14 protein-coding genes are annotated in these 13,275 nt (G+C 64.7%); all 14 read right to left on the reverse strand.

Features of this window, described 5'->3' with window-relative positions:
- Positions 1–39: 39 nt before the first annotated feature.
- Entirely contained in the window at positions 40–789 is a 750-nt protein-coding gene (locus C167_RS0128895; RefSeq protein ID WP_017521816.1) for a molecular chaperone, read from the reverse strand.
- Positions 790–876: 87 nt separating this feature from the next.
- Positions 877–1,383 (reverse strand): fimbrial protein, encoded by a 507-nt coding sequence (locus C167_RS0128900; protein WP_017521817.1) that lies wholly within the window; start codon positions 1,381–1,383, stop codon positions 877–879.
- A gap of 386 nt (positions 1,384–1,769) precedes the next feature.
- Positions 1,770–2,765, reverse strand: coding sequence for a lipoyl synthase (gene lipA, locus C167_RS0128905; protein ID WP_017521818.1), 996 nt, complete (start codon positions 2,763–2,765; stop codon positions 1,770–1,772).
- 5 nt (positions 2,766–2,770) lie between these two features.
- A complete protein-coding gene (gene lipB / locus C167_RS0128910; protein WP_017521819.1) occupies positions 2,771–3,415 on the reverse strand; it encodes a lipoyl(octanoyl) transferase LipB in 645 nt (214 codons plus the stop codon).
- Positions 3,415–3,714 carry a DUF493 domain-containing protein gene (locus C167_RS0128915; protein WP_017521820.1) on the reverse strand — a complete coding sequence of 100 codons (300 nt, stop codon included), beginning with the start codon at positions 3,712–3,714 and terminating at the stop codon, positions 3,415–3,417. The genes lipB and C167_RS0128915 overlap by 1 nt, the downstream gene beginning before the upstream one ends.
- A gap of 191 nt (positions 3,715–3,905) precedes the next feature.
- Positions 3,906–5,063 carry a D-alanyl-D-alanine carboxypeptidase family protein gene (locus tag C167_RS0128920; RefSeq protein ID WP_017521821.1) on the reverse strand — a complete coding sequence of 386 codons (1,158 nt, stop codon included), beginning with the start codon at positions 5,061–5,063 and terminating at the stop codon, positions 3,906–3,908.
- Positions 5,064–5,160: 97 nt separating this feature from the next.
- Positions 5,161–6,183, reverse strand: a complete 1,023-nt coding sequence (locus C167_RS0128925) for a septal ring lytic transglycosylase RlpA family protein (RefSeq protein ID WP_017521822.1) — start codon at positions 6,181–6,183, stop codon at positions 5,161–5,163.
- Complete coding sequence (gene mltB / locus C167_RS0128930; protein ID WP_085988875.1) at positions 6,180–7,202, reverse strand: lytic murein transglycosylase B; 1,023 nt, start codon at positions 7,200–7,202, stop codon at positions 6,180–6,182. The genes C167_RS0128925 and mltB overlap by 4 nt, the downstream gene beginning before the upstream one ends.
- Before the next feature lie 8 nt (positions 7,203–7,210).
- On the reverse strand, positions 7,211–8,314 hold the full coding sequence (gene rodA / locus C167_RS0128935) for a rod shape-determining protein RodA (RefSeq protein ID WP_085988880.1): 1,104 nt from the start codon (positions 8,312–8,314) through the stop codon (positions 7,211–7,213).
- A gap of 44 nt (positions 8,315–8,358) precedes the next feature.
- Positions 8,359–10,248: a penicillin-binding protein 2 gene (gene mrdA / locus C167_RS0128940; RefSeq protein WP_017521825.1), complete on the reverse strand. Its 1,890-nt coding sequence runs from the start codon at positions 10,246–10,248 to the stop codon at positions 8,359–8,361.
- 15 nt (positions 10,249–10,263) lie between these two features.
- Positions 10,264–10,731 carry a 23S rRNA (pseudouridine(1915)-N(3))-methyltransferase RlmH gene (gene rlmH / locus C167_RS0128945; RefSeq protein WP_017521826.1) on the reverse strand — a complete coding sequence of 156 codons (468 nt, stop codon included), beginning with the start codon at positions 10,729–10,731 and terminating at the stop codon, positions 10,264–10,266.
- Positions 10,732–10,738: 7 nt separating this feature from the next.
- Positions 10,739–11,092: a ribosome silencing factor gene (gene rsfS / locus C167_RS0128950; RefSeq protein ID WP_017521827.1), complete on the reverse strand. Its 354-nt coding sequence runs from the start codon at positions 11,090–11,092 to the stop codon at positions 10,739–10,741.
- A gap of 19 nt (positions 11,093–11,111) precedes the next feature.
- The gene (nadD, locus tag C167_RS0128955; RefSeq protein WP_017521828.1) at positions 11,112–11,768 is read right to left on the reverse strand and encodes a nicotinate-nucleotide adenylyltransferase; all 657 of its coding nucleotides are present in this window, start codon (positions 11,766–11,768) and stop codon (positions 11,112–11,114) included.
- The gene (locus tag C167_RS0128960) at positions 11,768–13,033 is read right to left on the reverse strand and encodes a glutamate-5-semialdehyde dehydrogenase (protein WP_017521829.1); all 1,266 of its coding nucleotides are present in this window, start codon (positions 13,031–13,033) and stop codon (positions 11,768–11,770) included. Before C167_RS0128960 ends, nadD begins: the two co-directional genes overlap by 1 nt.
- Positions 13,034–13,275 lie beyond the last annotated feature (242 nt).

The raw sequence follows: 13,275 nt of genomic DNA on the forward strand, positions 1-13,275 counted from the left end.
GGCCAGTTGACGCTTGGCGTTGCTGGCTGAATCAGGTGCTCAAAGCTTGGCTTCAAGCTTCTGCGGCGAGCCCCAGTCGTTCACCCACTGGTAGTCGACCTGGGTTCCAGGGCCAGGGGCTGTGCTCAGATCATGGAGCGGAAATACTTCGCTGGCTCCAGGGGCAACCATCTTCACTTCCTCAGGCTTGACCTGATAAGTCTTGCCATTGGTCTGGACAGTGATAGCGGAGAGCGAGACGTGGAAGGCACCGCTGTTCGTAGCCTTCACTCCATAACCGACGCCACTCTGCACAACCGACCACTTCAGACCCTGGGCGGACTCAGCGGGAGAACCCGGCAAACCGTCAGGGCGATAGAAAATCTTGAGGCGCGAACGGACGGCCACCTGGAGGAAGTTGGCTTCCTTGTCCTTGGGCATGGGCGGAACGTCGAGCACGTTCAGCCAGAAAACGGTTTCCTGCTTCTTGGAAGCAGCGTCATCGCCGGTATAGACAAGGCGCAGCGCCTGCCCCTTCTTTGGCTCCACCCGCGTAATGGGGGGAGTGATAAGGAACGGGCCGTCGGCCTTGTCCGGCGTCAGCTTGGCATCGCCTTTGTCGACCCAGGCTTGAACAAGCGACGGCTCTTCCGCGTTATTGGTCATCTTGACCGTCACTTCTCTGTCCTTGGCGGGGTAAACAACGCGGGAGCCAGTAATCACGATGCCAGCACTGGCCATGCTGGACCACAGGACGACTGCACTCATGCAGCCGGCAAACCACAGAGACCTGGAAGAAAGCTTGACCATCACGCACCAACCTTTGAGTAAGACCGCCGGGAACAAACGTCCCGGCGGGTATTGCAGTCACCCGCTGCGGCCGGAGGCCGCTCGACCTTAGTAGGTCAGGGTGATGTAGCCGTAGGTATTGACCAGGCCAGCGGTGGCCGACAGTACGTTGGCGTAGTACTGGCCGTAGTAGCTGACGGTGGCACTGTTGGAAGCGTCCAGCGTCACTGCGTAGCCAGCGTCGTTGTTCAGGTCGATCACCTGCTGGTTCTGGTTCAGAACCTGGACCTGCACGTTGGAGCCACCAGCGGTCAGGTTCCTCAGGGCACCAGTGGTGAGGTCGACGTTCGGCAGCGGCTCCCAACGTACGGTCGGCGCGGCGGTGCAGTCGGTCAGGCTCAGGTCGAACTTCTTGGCACCGGAAACACGGGAGTTGGTGGTGAAGGAGGTTGCGCCAACCTTCGGCAGGGTGACGGCGACGTCAACCATCGGATCGGAACCGTTGATCTTGCAGGTCTGGTCAACCACTTCACCGTCGAAGGTGACTTTGACGTCAGCGGCGTAAGCGCTGATGGAGGCAGCAGAAACCAGGGCAGCTACGAGCAGCTTTTTCATTTGAATTTCTCAGCAGTGTTCTGGGAGGCCGGGGTTATCCTTCCAGGGAGTCGAGCCACATCGTTGTTCCCCCGTGGCACATGGCGCTGCCCGTTGGATGAGGGCTAGCGACGTCGACGATTTTCCAGACTGCTGGACCTGGGCGCTGTCGGCGACTCCCTCACGACCTATCAGAATTTTCTTGTTCAAAGCCGATCGAAGGGAGTTCAACGTATTCAGAACTTGCGAGGTGGTTGGGGATCAGCGACGGGCTCGCTGCGGATGACGGAGCCGGGAGAGCGACACAGCGGACATTTCAGCGATGCCGATGTTGGCGAGGTAATGCTGAGATAAAAGAAAAAGGCCGCGTCCCAGGCAGGAGGCGGCCTTGTTCAAAGCGGGCAGGATCAGCCGATCTTGTGCCCGTGCGCCTGTTGGTCGGCGTGGTACGAGGAGCGCACCAGCGGGCCGGAGGCGACATTCTTGAAGCCCATCTTCGCGCCTTCCTCGGCGAACCAGGCGAAGGTGTCCGGGTGGACGAAACGCTGCACCGGCAGGTGGTTGCGCGAGGGCTGCAGGTACTGGCCGAGGGTGAGCATGTCGATGTCGTGCTCGCGCATGCGCTGCATGACTTCGATGACTTCCTCGTCGGTCTCCCCCAGGCCGAGCATCAGGCCGGACTTGGTGGGTACGTGGGGAACCATTTGCTTGAATTTCTGCAACAGGTCCAGCGACCACTCGAAGTCGGAACCCGGACGCGAGGACTTGTACAGGCGCGGCACGGTTTCCAGGTTGTGGTTGAACACGTCCGGCGGCTCGTTGGCGGTGATTTCCAGGGCGATGTCCATGCGGCCGCGGTAGTCCGGGACCAGGGTTTCGAGCTGGATACCGGGGGACAGCTGGCGGATTTCGCGCAGGCAGTCGGCGAAGTGCTGGGCACCGCCGTCACGCAGGTCGTCGCGGTCCACCGAGGTGATCACCACGTATTTCAGGCGCAGGTCGGCGATGGCGATGGCGAGGTTCTTCGGCTCGTCCACGTCCAGCGGCTTCGGCCGCCCGTGGCCGACGTCGCAGAAGGGGCAGCGGCGGGTGCAGATGTCGCCCATGATCATGAAGGTGGCGGTGCCGCCGGAGAAGCACTCGCCCAGGTTCGGGCAGGAGGCCTCCTCGCAGACGCTGTGCAGCTTGTGCTTGCGCAGCAGTTGCTTGATGCGGTCGACCTCGGGGGATACGGGGATGCGCACGCGAATCCAGTCAGGCTTCTTCGGCAGTTCGTCGGTGGGGATGATCTTCACCGGAATGCGCGCGACCTTCTCTGCGCCGCGCAGCTTGACGCCGACTTCCACCTTGCCGGGCTTGGCGGCCGGGGCGGCCTGACCGGAGTTCTCCACAACAGTGCTCATCTAGGTTAGATCCCGCCCGTTAGGGTCTTCTGTGCCGCGTAGCCAAGGCGTTCGACGAGTTCGCCACGCAGGCGCTCGCGCACATCGGCCAATGCGATGGGGCCCGCCAGCTCTCGCAGCTGGGTCATGGCCATGCCTGCGTAACCGCAGGGATTGATGCGTCGAAAGGGTTCCAGATCCATGTCCACGTTCAGCGCCAGGCCATGGAAGGAGCGGCCGTTGCGGATGCGCAGGCCAAGGGATGCGATCTTCGCGCCGTCTACATAGACGCCCGGAGCGTCAGGTTTGGACACAGCGGTGACGCCGTAGCTGCTCAGCAGGCCGATAAGGCTCTGCTCGATGCGTGAGACAAGGTCACGGACGCCAATGCCGGAGCGGCGCACATCGAGCAATAGATAAGCCACAAGCTGGCCGGGGCCGTGGTAGGTCACCTGGCCGCCGCGGTCGACCTGGACGACCGGAATGTCGCCGGGGAACAGCACGTGCTCGGCCTTGCCGGCCTGGCCCTGGGTGAATACGCGCTCGTGCTCGAGCAGCCAGACCTCATCGGGCGTAGCGGCTTCGCGCTCGGCGGTGAAGCGCTGCATGGCGTGCCAGGTCGGCTCGTAAGGGAGGATACCCAGCTCACGAAAGCCCAGCGTTTCGCCCATCAGAGCACCATGTGGACGCGACCGGTGGCGCGCAGGTCTTTATGGATGTTCTGCAGTTGGTCGACGCCGGTGGCGGTGATCAGCACCTGCACGGACAGGAAGCGGCCGTTGCGGCTGTCACGGGTGACCAGGGTGGTGATGTCGAGTTCCGGCGCATGGCGCTGGATGACTTCGATGACCAGATCGGAGAATCCTTCGCCGGCATCGCCGATGACCTTGATCGGATAGCGTTCGCAGGGAAACTCGATCTTCGGCGCGGGTTGTTCTGTGGTATCGACAGAATCAGGGGTATCAGTCATGGCTCTCGCGGGCGGGTGGCCCGCCTCCGCATGAGCGTCCGGGATCGGGGCGCTCCGGGTGGATCGGACGACGGCTGCCGGGCCACTGGAGGGACCGGGCAGTCGCAGGCGGGCATTTTACCCGAGTTTGCGACTGCGCGGGCGGGTCAATCCGGGCCTTGTATACAAAAGTGCAAGGTCGGGACGAGCGGTCAGTTGAACAGACCGTAGAAGAACATGCGCAGGCTGTCCCAGATACGGCGGAAGAAGCCACCTTCTTCCACAGCGTTCAGGGCGACCAGGTCGGAGGTGCGGACGACCTTGTCACCCAGCTTGACCTCGACCTTGCCGATGACCTGGCCCTGCTGGATCGGCGCGACCAGGTTGGGCTCAACCACCATGTTGGCCTGCAGCTGCTTGAGCTGGCCGCGCGGCACGGTCATGGTCAGGTCTTCGGACAGGCCGGCTTTGACTTCGTGCTCGGAACCTTTCCAGACCATGGCCTTGGTCAGCTCGGCGCCCTTCTTGTAGAAGGTCTGCGATTCGAAGAAGCGGAAGCCGTAGGTCAGCAGCTTCTGGGTCTCGGCGGCGCGGGCCTGTTCGCTGTTGGTGCCGAACACCACGGCGATCATGCGCTGGCCGTCGCGCACGGCGGAGGCCACCAGGCAGTAGCCGGCTTCGTCGGTGTGGCCGGTCTTCAAGCCGTCGACGGTCTTGTCGCGCCACAGCAGCAGGTTGCGGTTGGGCTGCTTGATGTTGTTCCAGAAGAACTCTTTCTGCGCGTAGATGGCGTAGTGGGTCGGCTCGCCGTAGATGATGGCGCGAGCCAGGACGGCCATGTCCTTGGCGGACGAGTAGTGGTCCGGGTTGGGCAGGCCGGTGGCATCCATGAAGTGGGAGTTGGTCATGCCCAGCTTCTGCGCGGTGGTGTTCATCATGTCGGCGAAGGCGTCTTCGCTGCCGGCGATGTGCTCGGCCAGGGCGACGGAGGCGTCGTTGCCCGACTGGATGATGATGCCGTGCAGCAGGTCGCTCACCGAGACCTGGGAGCCGACCTTGATGAACATGCGCGAGCCGCCGGTACGCCAGGCGTGTTCGCTGACGGTGACCAGGTCGGATTCGGCGATGCGGCCGCCTTCGATTTCCTTGGTGGCGATGTAGGCGGTCATCAGCTTGGTCAGGCTGGCGGGCGGCAGGCGCTCGTCGCCGGCGTTCTCGACCAGGATGTTGCCGCTGGCGCCGTCCATCAGCACCCAGGCCTTGGCCGCGAGCTGCGGGGCGGCGGGAACGACTTCAGCTGCCCAGCTGGCCACGGGGGCGCTGAACAGCACGAGCAAGGACAGGCGTTTGGCGAAGTTGAAGATGTTCATCCGTCTCTCTGGGGTTCACTAATGGTCAAACAATCCCCTGGGGGGGAACTCGGTGCTGCGACCTCTGACGGGCCGCTGCAGCGCGTGCGGTGGAATCTCAGTCCAGGCGCACGAGCTTGGGTTGGCCAAGGTTGGCCACGCGGATGCTGTCCTGCATCCTGCTTGCTTCATCCTGCGTTCCGATCGGCCCCAGGCGTACCCGGTACAAGGTCTGCTGGTTGACCACGACCGAGCTGATAAAGGATTTCGCCCCCGTCAGGCCGCCGACCTTCTCCTTGAGAAGCTCCGCAGCGTCCGGGTTGGCGAAGGCACCCACCTGGAGATACAGGCCATCGGCTGGTAATGAAGCGTTTTTTTTTGAGTCGATCTGCACCGGCGCCACCGGCGCGGCGTGCTGCGCCGGCGGCGGCGTGTAGGTTTCGATCGGCTGGGCCATGGCGACCGCCTGCGGCTGCGCAGCGGGCTGCGAGGCCATCTTCGGCAGCGCCATGATCATCGGCGGCTGCTTGCCCTGGGAGGCCCACCAGCGGTCGGGGTCGATACCCTCGACCTTCACGTGGGCAGTGCCGGTCTCGGCGTAGCCGAGCTTCTTGGCGGCGGCGAAGGACAGGTCGATCACCCGGTCCGAGTAGAACGGGCCACGGTCGTTGACGCGAACGATGACGCTCTTGCCGTTGTCGAGGTTGGTCACGCGCACATAGCTGGGTAGCGGCAGGGTCTTGTGCGCGGCGGTCATGCCGTACAGATCGTACTGCTCGCCGTTGGCGGTGGCCTGGCCGTGGAACTTGGTGCCGTACCAGGAGGCGGTGCCGACAACGCTGTAGGTGTTGGCGTTGTTCAGCGGATAGTAGGTCTTGCCCAGCACGGTGTAGGGGTTGTTCTTGAACGGCCCGTTGTGCGGCATCGGCACGGCATCCGGAATGCGCGAAACGTCCACGTCCCACCAGGGCGCGCCATCGCGGTGCGGGCGGTTGTAGTCGTAGGGCCCGGAAATGCCGCTGCTGACCTGCGGCTGGGGCTGCGGCGCGCGGTTGCCCGTACAGCTGGCGAGGAACAGGGTGCTCAGGCCAACGCAGGCGGCCAGCGACCAGAGGCCGGGACTTGCGATTCGCTTGCTCAATGGACACCTCGCGCCTTGGCGATCTCGCCGGCCAGCTGATGCACCGCCATGGCATACATGGCGCTGCGGTTGTAACGGGTGATCACGTAGAAGTTCGGCAGGCCGACCCAGTATTCGGTGCCCTGCGCCCCCTCCAGCCGCATGGCGGTCACCATCAGGTCGTCGCGGATCACGTCATGGGTGCGCCAGCCCTGGGAGCGTAGCTGACCGAGGTTCATCTGCGGTTCCAGCCCCTGGGTGAGCGCGCCCTCGGCGGTGGAGGTGCCGATTTCCGCCTGCGACACCACCGGCTCGCCGGTGTGCCAGCCGTGCTGCTTGAAGTAGTTGGCGACACTGCCGATGGCATCGGTGGGGTCGCTCCAGATATTGATGTGGCCGTCGCCGTCGAAGTCCACGGCGTAGGCGCGGAAGCTGCTCGGCATGAACTGCGGCAGGCCCATGGCGCCGGCATAGGAGCCGGTCAGGCTGAGCGGGTCGACCTGCTGCTCGCGGGCCAGCAGCAGGAACTGCTTGAGTTCCTTGCGGAAGAAGTCGGCGCGCGGCGGGTAGTCGAAGCCCAGGGTGGACAGCGCGTCCATCACCTTGAAGTTGCCGGTGTTGCGGCCGAAGAAGGTCTCCACGCCAATGATGGAGACGATGTACTGCGCCGGCACGCCGTATTCCTGCTCGGCGCGGGCCAGGGCCTCGGCGTTCTGGTTCCAGAAGTCCACTCCCCGGCTGATGCGCGCGTCAGTGACGAAGATCGGACGGTATTCCTTCCAGGTCTTCACCCGTTCGGCCGGGCGGGAGATGGCATCGAGGATGGACTGCTTGCGCTCCACGTCGTGGAAGAGGCCCATGAGCTGTTCGCCGGCGAAGCCGTAGTCACGGGTCATCTCGCTGACGAACTCGGCGACCTGGGGCGAACCATCGTAGTCGCCCGCACCAGCGGCGCCGGACATGCCGATCGCCCCCGCGATTCCGACCCAATGCACCCCCCTGGCAGCCCAGGCGCGCAGTACTTGCATTCCTTTCTTCACTCTTGTCATCAAACCTGGGCGATCCACTTCCGGTGGGTGTGGATCGACATCAAAACGCCGAACCCTGACATCAGGGTCACCAGCGAAGTTCCGCCGTAACTAATGAAGGGCAGCGGTACCCCCACCACTGGCAACAATCCGCTGACCATACCAATGTTGACGAACACATACACGAAGAAGGTCATGGTGATGCTGCCAGCGAGCAGTTTGCCGAACAGCGTCTGCGCCTGCGCCGTGATCACCAGCCCCCGGTAGATCACCAGCAGGTACAGCACCAGCAGCAGGCACACGCCGACCAGGCCGAACTCTTCGCCGAGTACGGCAATGATAAAGTCCGTGTGGCTTTCGGGCAAAAATTCCAGATGGGACTGCGTACCCAGCAGCCAGCCCTTGCCGAACACCCCGCCCGAGCCGATGGCGGCCTTGGACTGGATGATGTTCCAGCCGCTGCCCAGCGGGTCGCTTTCCGGGTCGAGGAAGGTCAGCACGCGTTGCTTCTGATAGTCGTGCATGACGAAGTACCACATGCCCACGGCCACCGGCACGGCAGCCGACACCGCCATGATGATCCAGCGCCAGCGCAGGCCGCCGACGAACAGTACAAAGGCGCCGGAAGCCAGTACCAGCATCGCGGTGCCCAAGTCCGGCTGCTTGAGGATCAGCACGAAGGGCACCACGATCAGCGCCAGCCCCACCACGCTGTGCTTGAAGCCGGGCGGCAGCGAACGTTTGGAGAGGTACCAGGCAATGGTCATGGGCATCAGCAGCTTCATGAATTCCGCCGGCTGGAAGCGGATCACCCCTGGAATGTTGATCCAGCGGGTCGCGCCCATGGCGTTGTGGCCCATGACGTCGACCACCACCAGAAGCGCCACGCCGATCAGGTAGCCCAGCGGCACCCAGCGAGCGAGGAAGCGCGGTTCGATCTGCGCCAGCACGAACATCGCGCCCAGGCCCATGCCAAAGGACGAAGCCTGCTTGATCAGCAGGTCCCAGCTCTTGCCGCTGGCGGAATACAGGACGAACAGGCCGACCGAGCCTAGGGTCAGCAGCAGCAGGAGCAACAGGCCGTCGATGTGCAGGCGCTGCAGCAGGCTGGATCGCCGCTTCATCACGTCTTCGCTGGACAGCGTGCGGTCGAAATTACCGTTCATGGTCATGGCTTGGGCGCCTCCGCCGTGGCCTGCGGTGCGTATTCGGGCTTGAGCTTGCCGGTCTCGTCGAGCAGCCAGGCGTCGGTCACGGCCTTGAGCACGGGAGCGGCGACGCCGGAGCCGGACTCGCCATTCTCCACCATCACCGCCACGGCGATCTGCGGGTTGTCCGCCGGGGCGAAGCCGACGAAAAGGGCGTGGTCGCGGTGGCGTTCGAGCAGCTTGGAGCGGTTGTACTTCTCGCCCTGCTTGATCGCGACGACCTGTGCGGTACCGGACTTGCCGGCGATGCGGTAGACGGCAGTGGCGCCGACCTTGTGCGCGGTACCGCGAGCCCCATGGACCACCTGCTGCATGCCGTAGTCCACCAGGTTCCAGTTGTTCGGGTCCTTGAGCACGATATCGGGCATCGGGTCCTCGTCGACCGGCGGCTTGCCATCGATGGTCTTGGCCAGGTGCGGACGAATCCACTTACCCTTGTTGGCCAGCAGCGCGGTCATCTGCGCCAGTTGCAACGGCGTAGCCTGCATATAGCCCTGGCCGATACCGAGAATCAGGGTCTCGCCCGGGAACCAGGCCTGCCGGCGCAGGGCGCGCTTCCACTGGCGCGACGGCATCAAGCCTTCGGCCTCGCCGTACATGTCCAGGGCGACGCGCTGGCCGAAGCCGAATTCGCTCATGTAGTCGTGCAGGCGGTCGATCCCCAGCTTATGCGCCAGGTCGTAGAAGTAGGTGTCGTTGGAGCGCATGATCGCGGTCTCCAGGGTCACCCAGCCATCACCCGTGCGGTTCCAGTTGCGGTACTTGTGATCGTAGTTCGGCAACTGATAGAACCCGGGGTCGAACACGCGGCTGGTGGGCGTCACCACCCCGGCGTCAAGGCCGGCGATGGCCACCGCCGGCTTCACCGTCGAGCCCGGCGGGTACAAGCCGCGCAGTACACGGTTGTAAAGCGGGCGGTCCTCGGAGTCGCGCAGGGCCGCGTAGTCCCTGAAGCTGATGCCGGTGACGAACAGGTTGGGGTCGTAGCTCGGCTGGCTGACCATCGCCAGCACGTCGCCGGTGGACGGCTGGATCGCCACGATGGCGCCGCGCCGGCCCGCCAGCGCCGCTTCGGCGGCAGCCTGCAGCTTGCTGTCGATACTCAGCACGATGTCGCGGCCGGAGACCGGCTCGGTTCGCTTGAGCACGCGCAGGACGCGGCCACGGGCGTTGGTCTCGACTTCCTCGTAACCCACGGTGCCGTGAAGCGCGTCCTCGTAGAACTTCTCCACGCCGGTCTTGCCGATGTGGTGGGTGCCCGAATAGGCCACCGGATCGAGCTTCTTCAGCTCCGACTCGTTGATCCGCCCGACATAGCCGACCGAGTGGGCGAAGTGCTCGCCCAGCGGGTAGTGCCGGACGAACTGCGCGGCCACGTCGACGCCGTTGAGGCGGTACTGGTTCACTGCGATTCGGGCGATCTGCTCTTCCGAGAGCTCGAACATGATCGGCACCGGCTCGAACGGCCGGCGCCCCTGCTTCATGCGCTTCTCGAAGATGGCCTTGTCTTCCTCGGTGAGGCCGAGGATATCCACCAGGGTCTTGAGCGTTTCCTGCAGGTTCTCGGTGCGCTCGCGGGTGATGGTCAGGCTGAAGCTGGGACGGTTGTCGGCGATGATCACCCCGTTGCGGTCGAAGATCAGCCCACGATTGGGCGGAATCGGCTGCACGTGGACGCGGTTGTTTTCCGACAGCGTCGAGTGGTAGTCGTACTGCGTCACCTGCAGGTGATACATGCGCGCCACCAGCACCAGGGCGAGCAGGAAGATCGCCACCCCGCCGACGATGACGCGGGCGCGGACCTGACGGGCGTCCTTCTCATGGTCCTTGAGCTGTATCGGCTGCGGCATCGAAAACGGCTACGACTACTTGTGGTAGGGGTGCCCGGACAGGACCGTCCAGGCGCGGTAGATCTGCTCGCCGACCAGGATCCGCACCAGCGGGTGCGGCAGGGTCAGCGGCGACAGCGACCAGCGCTGTTCGCTGCGCGCGCAGACCTCCGGCGCCAGGCCTTCCGGCCCGCCGACCATGAGGTTCACGGTGCGCGCGTCCAGGCGCCAGCGGTCGAGTTCCTGCGCGAGCTGCGGGGTGCTCCAGGGCTTGCCTTCGACTTCCAGGGTGACGATGCGTTCCCCCGGCTGGACCTTGCCCAGCATGGCCTCGCCTTCCTGGCGGATCAGCCGCGCCACGTCGGCATTCTTGCCGCGCGTGTTCAGCGGGATTTCCACCAGCTCCAAGGACAGCTCCGAGGGCAAGCGCTTGACGTACTCCGCCCAGGCCTCTTCCACCCAGCGCGGCATGCGCGAGCCGACCGCGATCAGACGCAGACGCACGGCTGGCTTACTCGGCGCTGTGCGAGGCGCGGCTCTGCTCGGCGCCCTGCCACAGGCGCTCCAGATCGTAGAACTGGCGGGTGGCCGGTTGCATGACGTGGACCACGACGTTGGCGAGGTCGATCAGGACCCACTCGCCGCCTTCCTGGCCTTCGCTGCCGATGGGGCGCACGCCCTGTTCCTTGACCTTTTCCAGGACGTTGTCGGCCAGCGACTTGACCTGACGGCTGGAGGCACCGGTGGCGATGACCATGGTATCGGTGATGCTGGTCTTCTCGCGCACGTCGATGACGACGATGTCCTGCGCCTTGAGATCTTCCAGGGCAGCGATGGTCAGTTCGACCAGTTGTTCGGTTTGCATGTATGACTCTCTGACTTGTTCAGTGGGGCGCCTGGTACAGGCCGTGCGCCTCGATATAGTTCAATACCGCATCCGGCACCAGGTAGCGCACCGAGCGCCCCTGCGACAGGAGTTGGCGGATCTGGGTGGCGGATACAGCCAGCGGCGTCTGCCAGACGAAGGTGATCTGCCCGGCAGGGCCGGTCATCGCCTTCGGGTCGGCAACACTGCGCGCCGCCAGCAGGTCGCGCAGGTCTTCCGGCGGCTCGCTGTCGGCATCCGGGCGCTGCAGCACGACGATATGACAGTGCTCCAGCAACTCTTCCCAGCGATGCCAGGTCGGCAGGCCGCAGAATGCGTCCCAGCCGACCAGCAGGAACAACTGGTCCTGCACATCCAGCTCCTCACGCAGCGACTCCAGGGTGTCGATGGTGTAGGAGGGTTTGTCACGCTTCAGCTCGCGGTCGTCGACCACCAGCGGGTCTACGCCGGCTACTGCCAGCTCGACCATCGCCAGCCGCTGCGCAGGTTTCACCTGGGGCGTGTCGCGGTGCGGCGGGCGGAAGTTGGGGATCAGGCGCAACTCGTCGAATTCGAACTGCTCGGCCATCTCCAGCGCACTGCGCAGGTGGCCGATGTGCACCGGGTCGAAGGTGCCGCCGAACAGGCCGACCCGACGGAAAGTCGCCTTGTTCATCAGGTCCGCACGTGCCCGTCGCCGAACACCACGTATTTCTCGCTGGTCAGGCCTTCCAGGCCGACCGGGCCGCGGGCGTGCAGCTTGTCGGTGGAAATACCGATCTCCGCGCCCAGGCCGTACTCGAAGCCGTCAGCGAAGCGAGTCGAGGCGTTGACCATGACCGAGGCCGAGTCCACTTCGGTGAGGAAGCGGCGAGCATCGGTGAAGTTCTCGGTGATGATCGCGTCGGTGTGCTGCGAGCCATAGGTGTTGATGTGCTCGATGGCGGCGTCGAGGCCGTCGACGATGCGGATCGACAGGATCGGCGCGTTGTACTCGGTGCGCCAGTCTTCCTCGGTGGCTTCCAGCACGTCGGCGCCCAGCAGCGCGCGGGTGGCGGCATCGCCACGCAATTCCACGCCCTTGTCGCGATAGATGGCAGCCAGCGGCGGCAGCACGCGGTCGGCGATGCCGGCGTGCACCAGCAACGTCTCCATGGTGTTGCACGGCGCGTAGCGCTGGGTCTTGGCGTTGTCGGCGACGCGGATGGCCTTGTCCAGGTCGGCAGCGACGTCGATATAGACATGGCAGATGCCGTCCAGGTGCTTGATCACCGGCACCTTGGCGTCGCGGCTGATGCGTTCGATCAGGCCCTTGCCACCGCGCGGAACGATAACGTCGACGTATTCGGGCATGGTGATCAGCGCCCCCACGGCTGCGCGGTCGGTGGTTTCCACCACTTGCACGACGCTGGCGGGCAGGCCGGCTGCGGCCAGGCCCTTCTGGATGCACGCGGCAATCGCCTGGTTGGAGTGGATCGCCTCGGAACCGCCGCGCAGGATGGTCGCGTTGCCCGACTTCAGGCACAGGCTGGCGGCGTCGATGGTCACGTTCGGACGCGACTCGTAGATGATGCCCACCACCCCCAGGGGCACGCGCATCTTGCCCAGCTGGATGCCGGAAGGCACGTAGCGCATGTCGCGGATCTCGCCGATGGGATCCGGCAGCGTGGCGACCTGGCGCAGACCTTCGATCATGTCGTCGATGCGCGCCGGGGTCAGGGCCAGGCGGTCGAGCATGGCTGGCTCCAGACCATTGGCACGGCCATTGGCCAGATCCTGTTCGTTGGCTTCGGTCAACTGGGCGCGGGCGGCGTCCAGGGCATCGGCTGCGGCCAGCAGGGCTTGGTTCTTCTGCGCGGTCGTGGCGCGCGCGACCACGCGCGACGCTTCACGGGCGGCGCGGCCCAGGCGGCTCATATAGTCGAGAACGGACTCGGTCATGATCAAACGCGTCTGCGTGAGGGAAATGCGCAAGTATAGCGGGAGCGCCCCCTCAGCGGCCAGCCACAGCAGCCGGCCGGTCAGCGACGCGCCGCACGTAACGCTTAGCCGCCTCCGCGCCCCGCCCCATCGGTGAAACGGTGACATCCACGGCTCCCGCCGCCCCCTCCGCCCCCCCGAAGGTTGGGTAACCAAATTCGTATCGGCTGGTTACTTTGCAAGCATGGCTAATTGCCCCCGCA

The organism is Pseudomonas nitroreducens TX1 (genome assembly GCF_000313755.1).
In the GTDB taxonomy this organism is placed as follows: Bacteria; Pseudomonadota; Gammaproteobacteria; order Pseudomonadales; family Pseudomonadaceae; genus Pseudomonas; species Pseudomonas nitroreducens_A.

Excerpts from the sequence above, each read along its gene's own strand:
- C167_RS0128895 (WP_017521816.1), bottom strand. The coding sequence starts at position 789 with ATGGTCAAGCTTTCTTCCAGGTCTCTGTGGTTTGCCGGCTGCATGAGT.
- C167_RS0128900 (WP_017521817.1), bottom strand. The coding sequence starts at position 1,383 with ATGAAAAAGCTGCTCGTAGCTGCCCTGGTTTCTGCTGCCTCCATCAGC.
- lipA (WP_017521818.1), bottom strand. The coding sequence starts at position 2,765 with ATGAGCACTGTTGTGGAGAACTCCGGTCAGGCCGCCCCGGCCGCCAAG.
- lipB (WP_017521819.1), bottom strand. The coding sequence starts at position 3,415 with ATGGGCGAAACGCTGGGCTTTCGTGAGCTGGGTATCCTCCCTTACGAG.
- C167_RS0128915 (WP_017521820.1), bottom strand. The coding sequence starts at position 3,714 with ATGACTGATACCCCTGATTCTGTCGATACCACAGAACAACCCGCGCCG.
- C167_RS0128920 (WP_017521821.1), bottom strand. The coding sequence starts at position 5,063 with ATGAACATCTTCAACTTCGCCAAACGCCTGTCCTTGCTCGTGCTGTTC.
- rodA (WP_085988880.1), bottom strand. The coding sequence starts at position 8,314 with ATGAAGCGGCGATCCAGCCTGCTGCAGCGCCTGCACATCGACGGCCTG.
- mrdA (WP_017521825.1), bottom strand. The coding sequence starts at position 10,248 with ATGCCGCAGCCGATACAGCTCAAGGACCATGAGAAGGACGCCCGTCAG.
- rsfS (WP_017521827.1), bottom strand. The coding sequence starts at position 11,092 with ATGCAAACCGAACAACTGGTCGAACTGACCATCGCTGCCCTGGAAGAT.
- nadD (WP_017521828.1), bottom strand. The coding sequence starts at position 11,768 with ATGAACAAGGCGACTTTCCGTCGGGTCGGCCTGTTCGGCGGCACCTTC.
- C167_RS0128960 (WP_017521829.1), bottom strand. The coding sequence starts at position 13,033 with ATGACCGAGTCCGTTCTCGACTATATGAGCCGCCTGGGCCGCGCCGCC.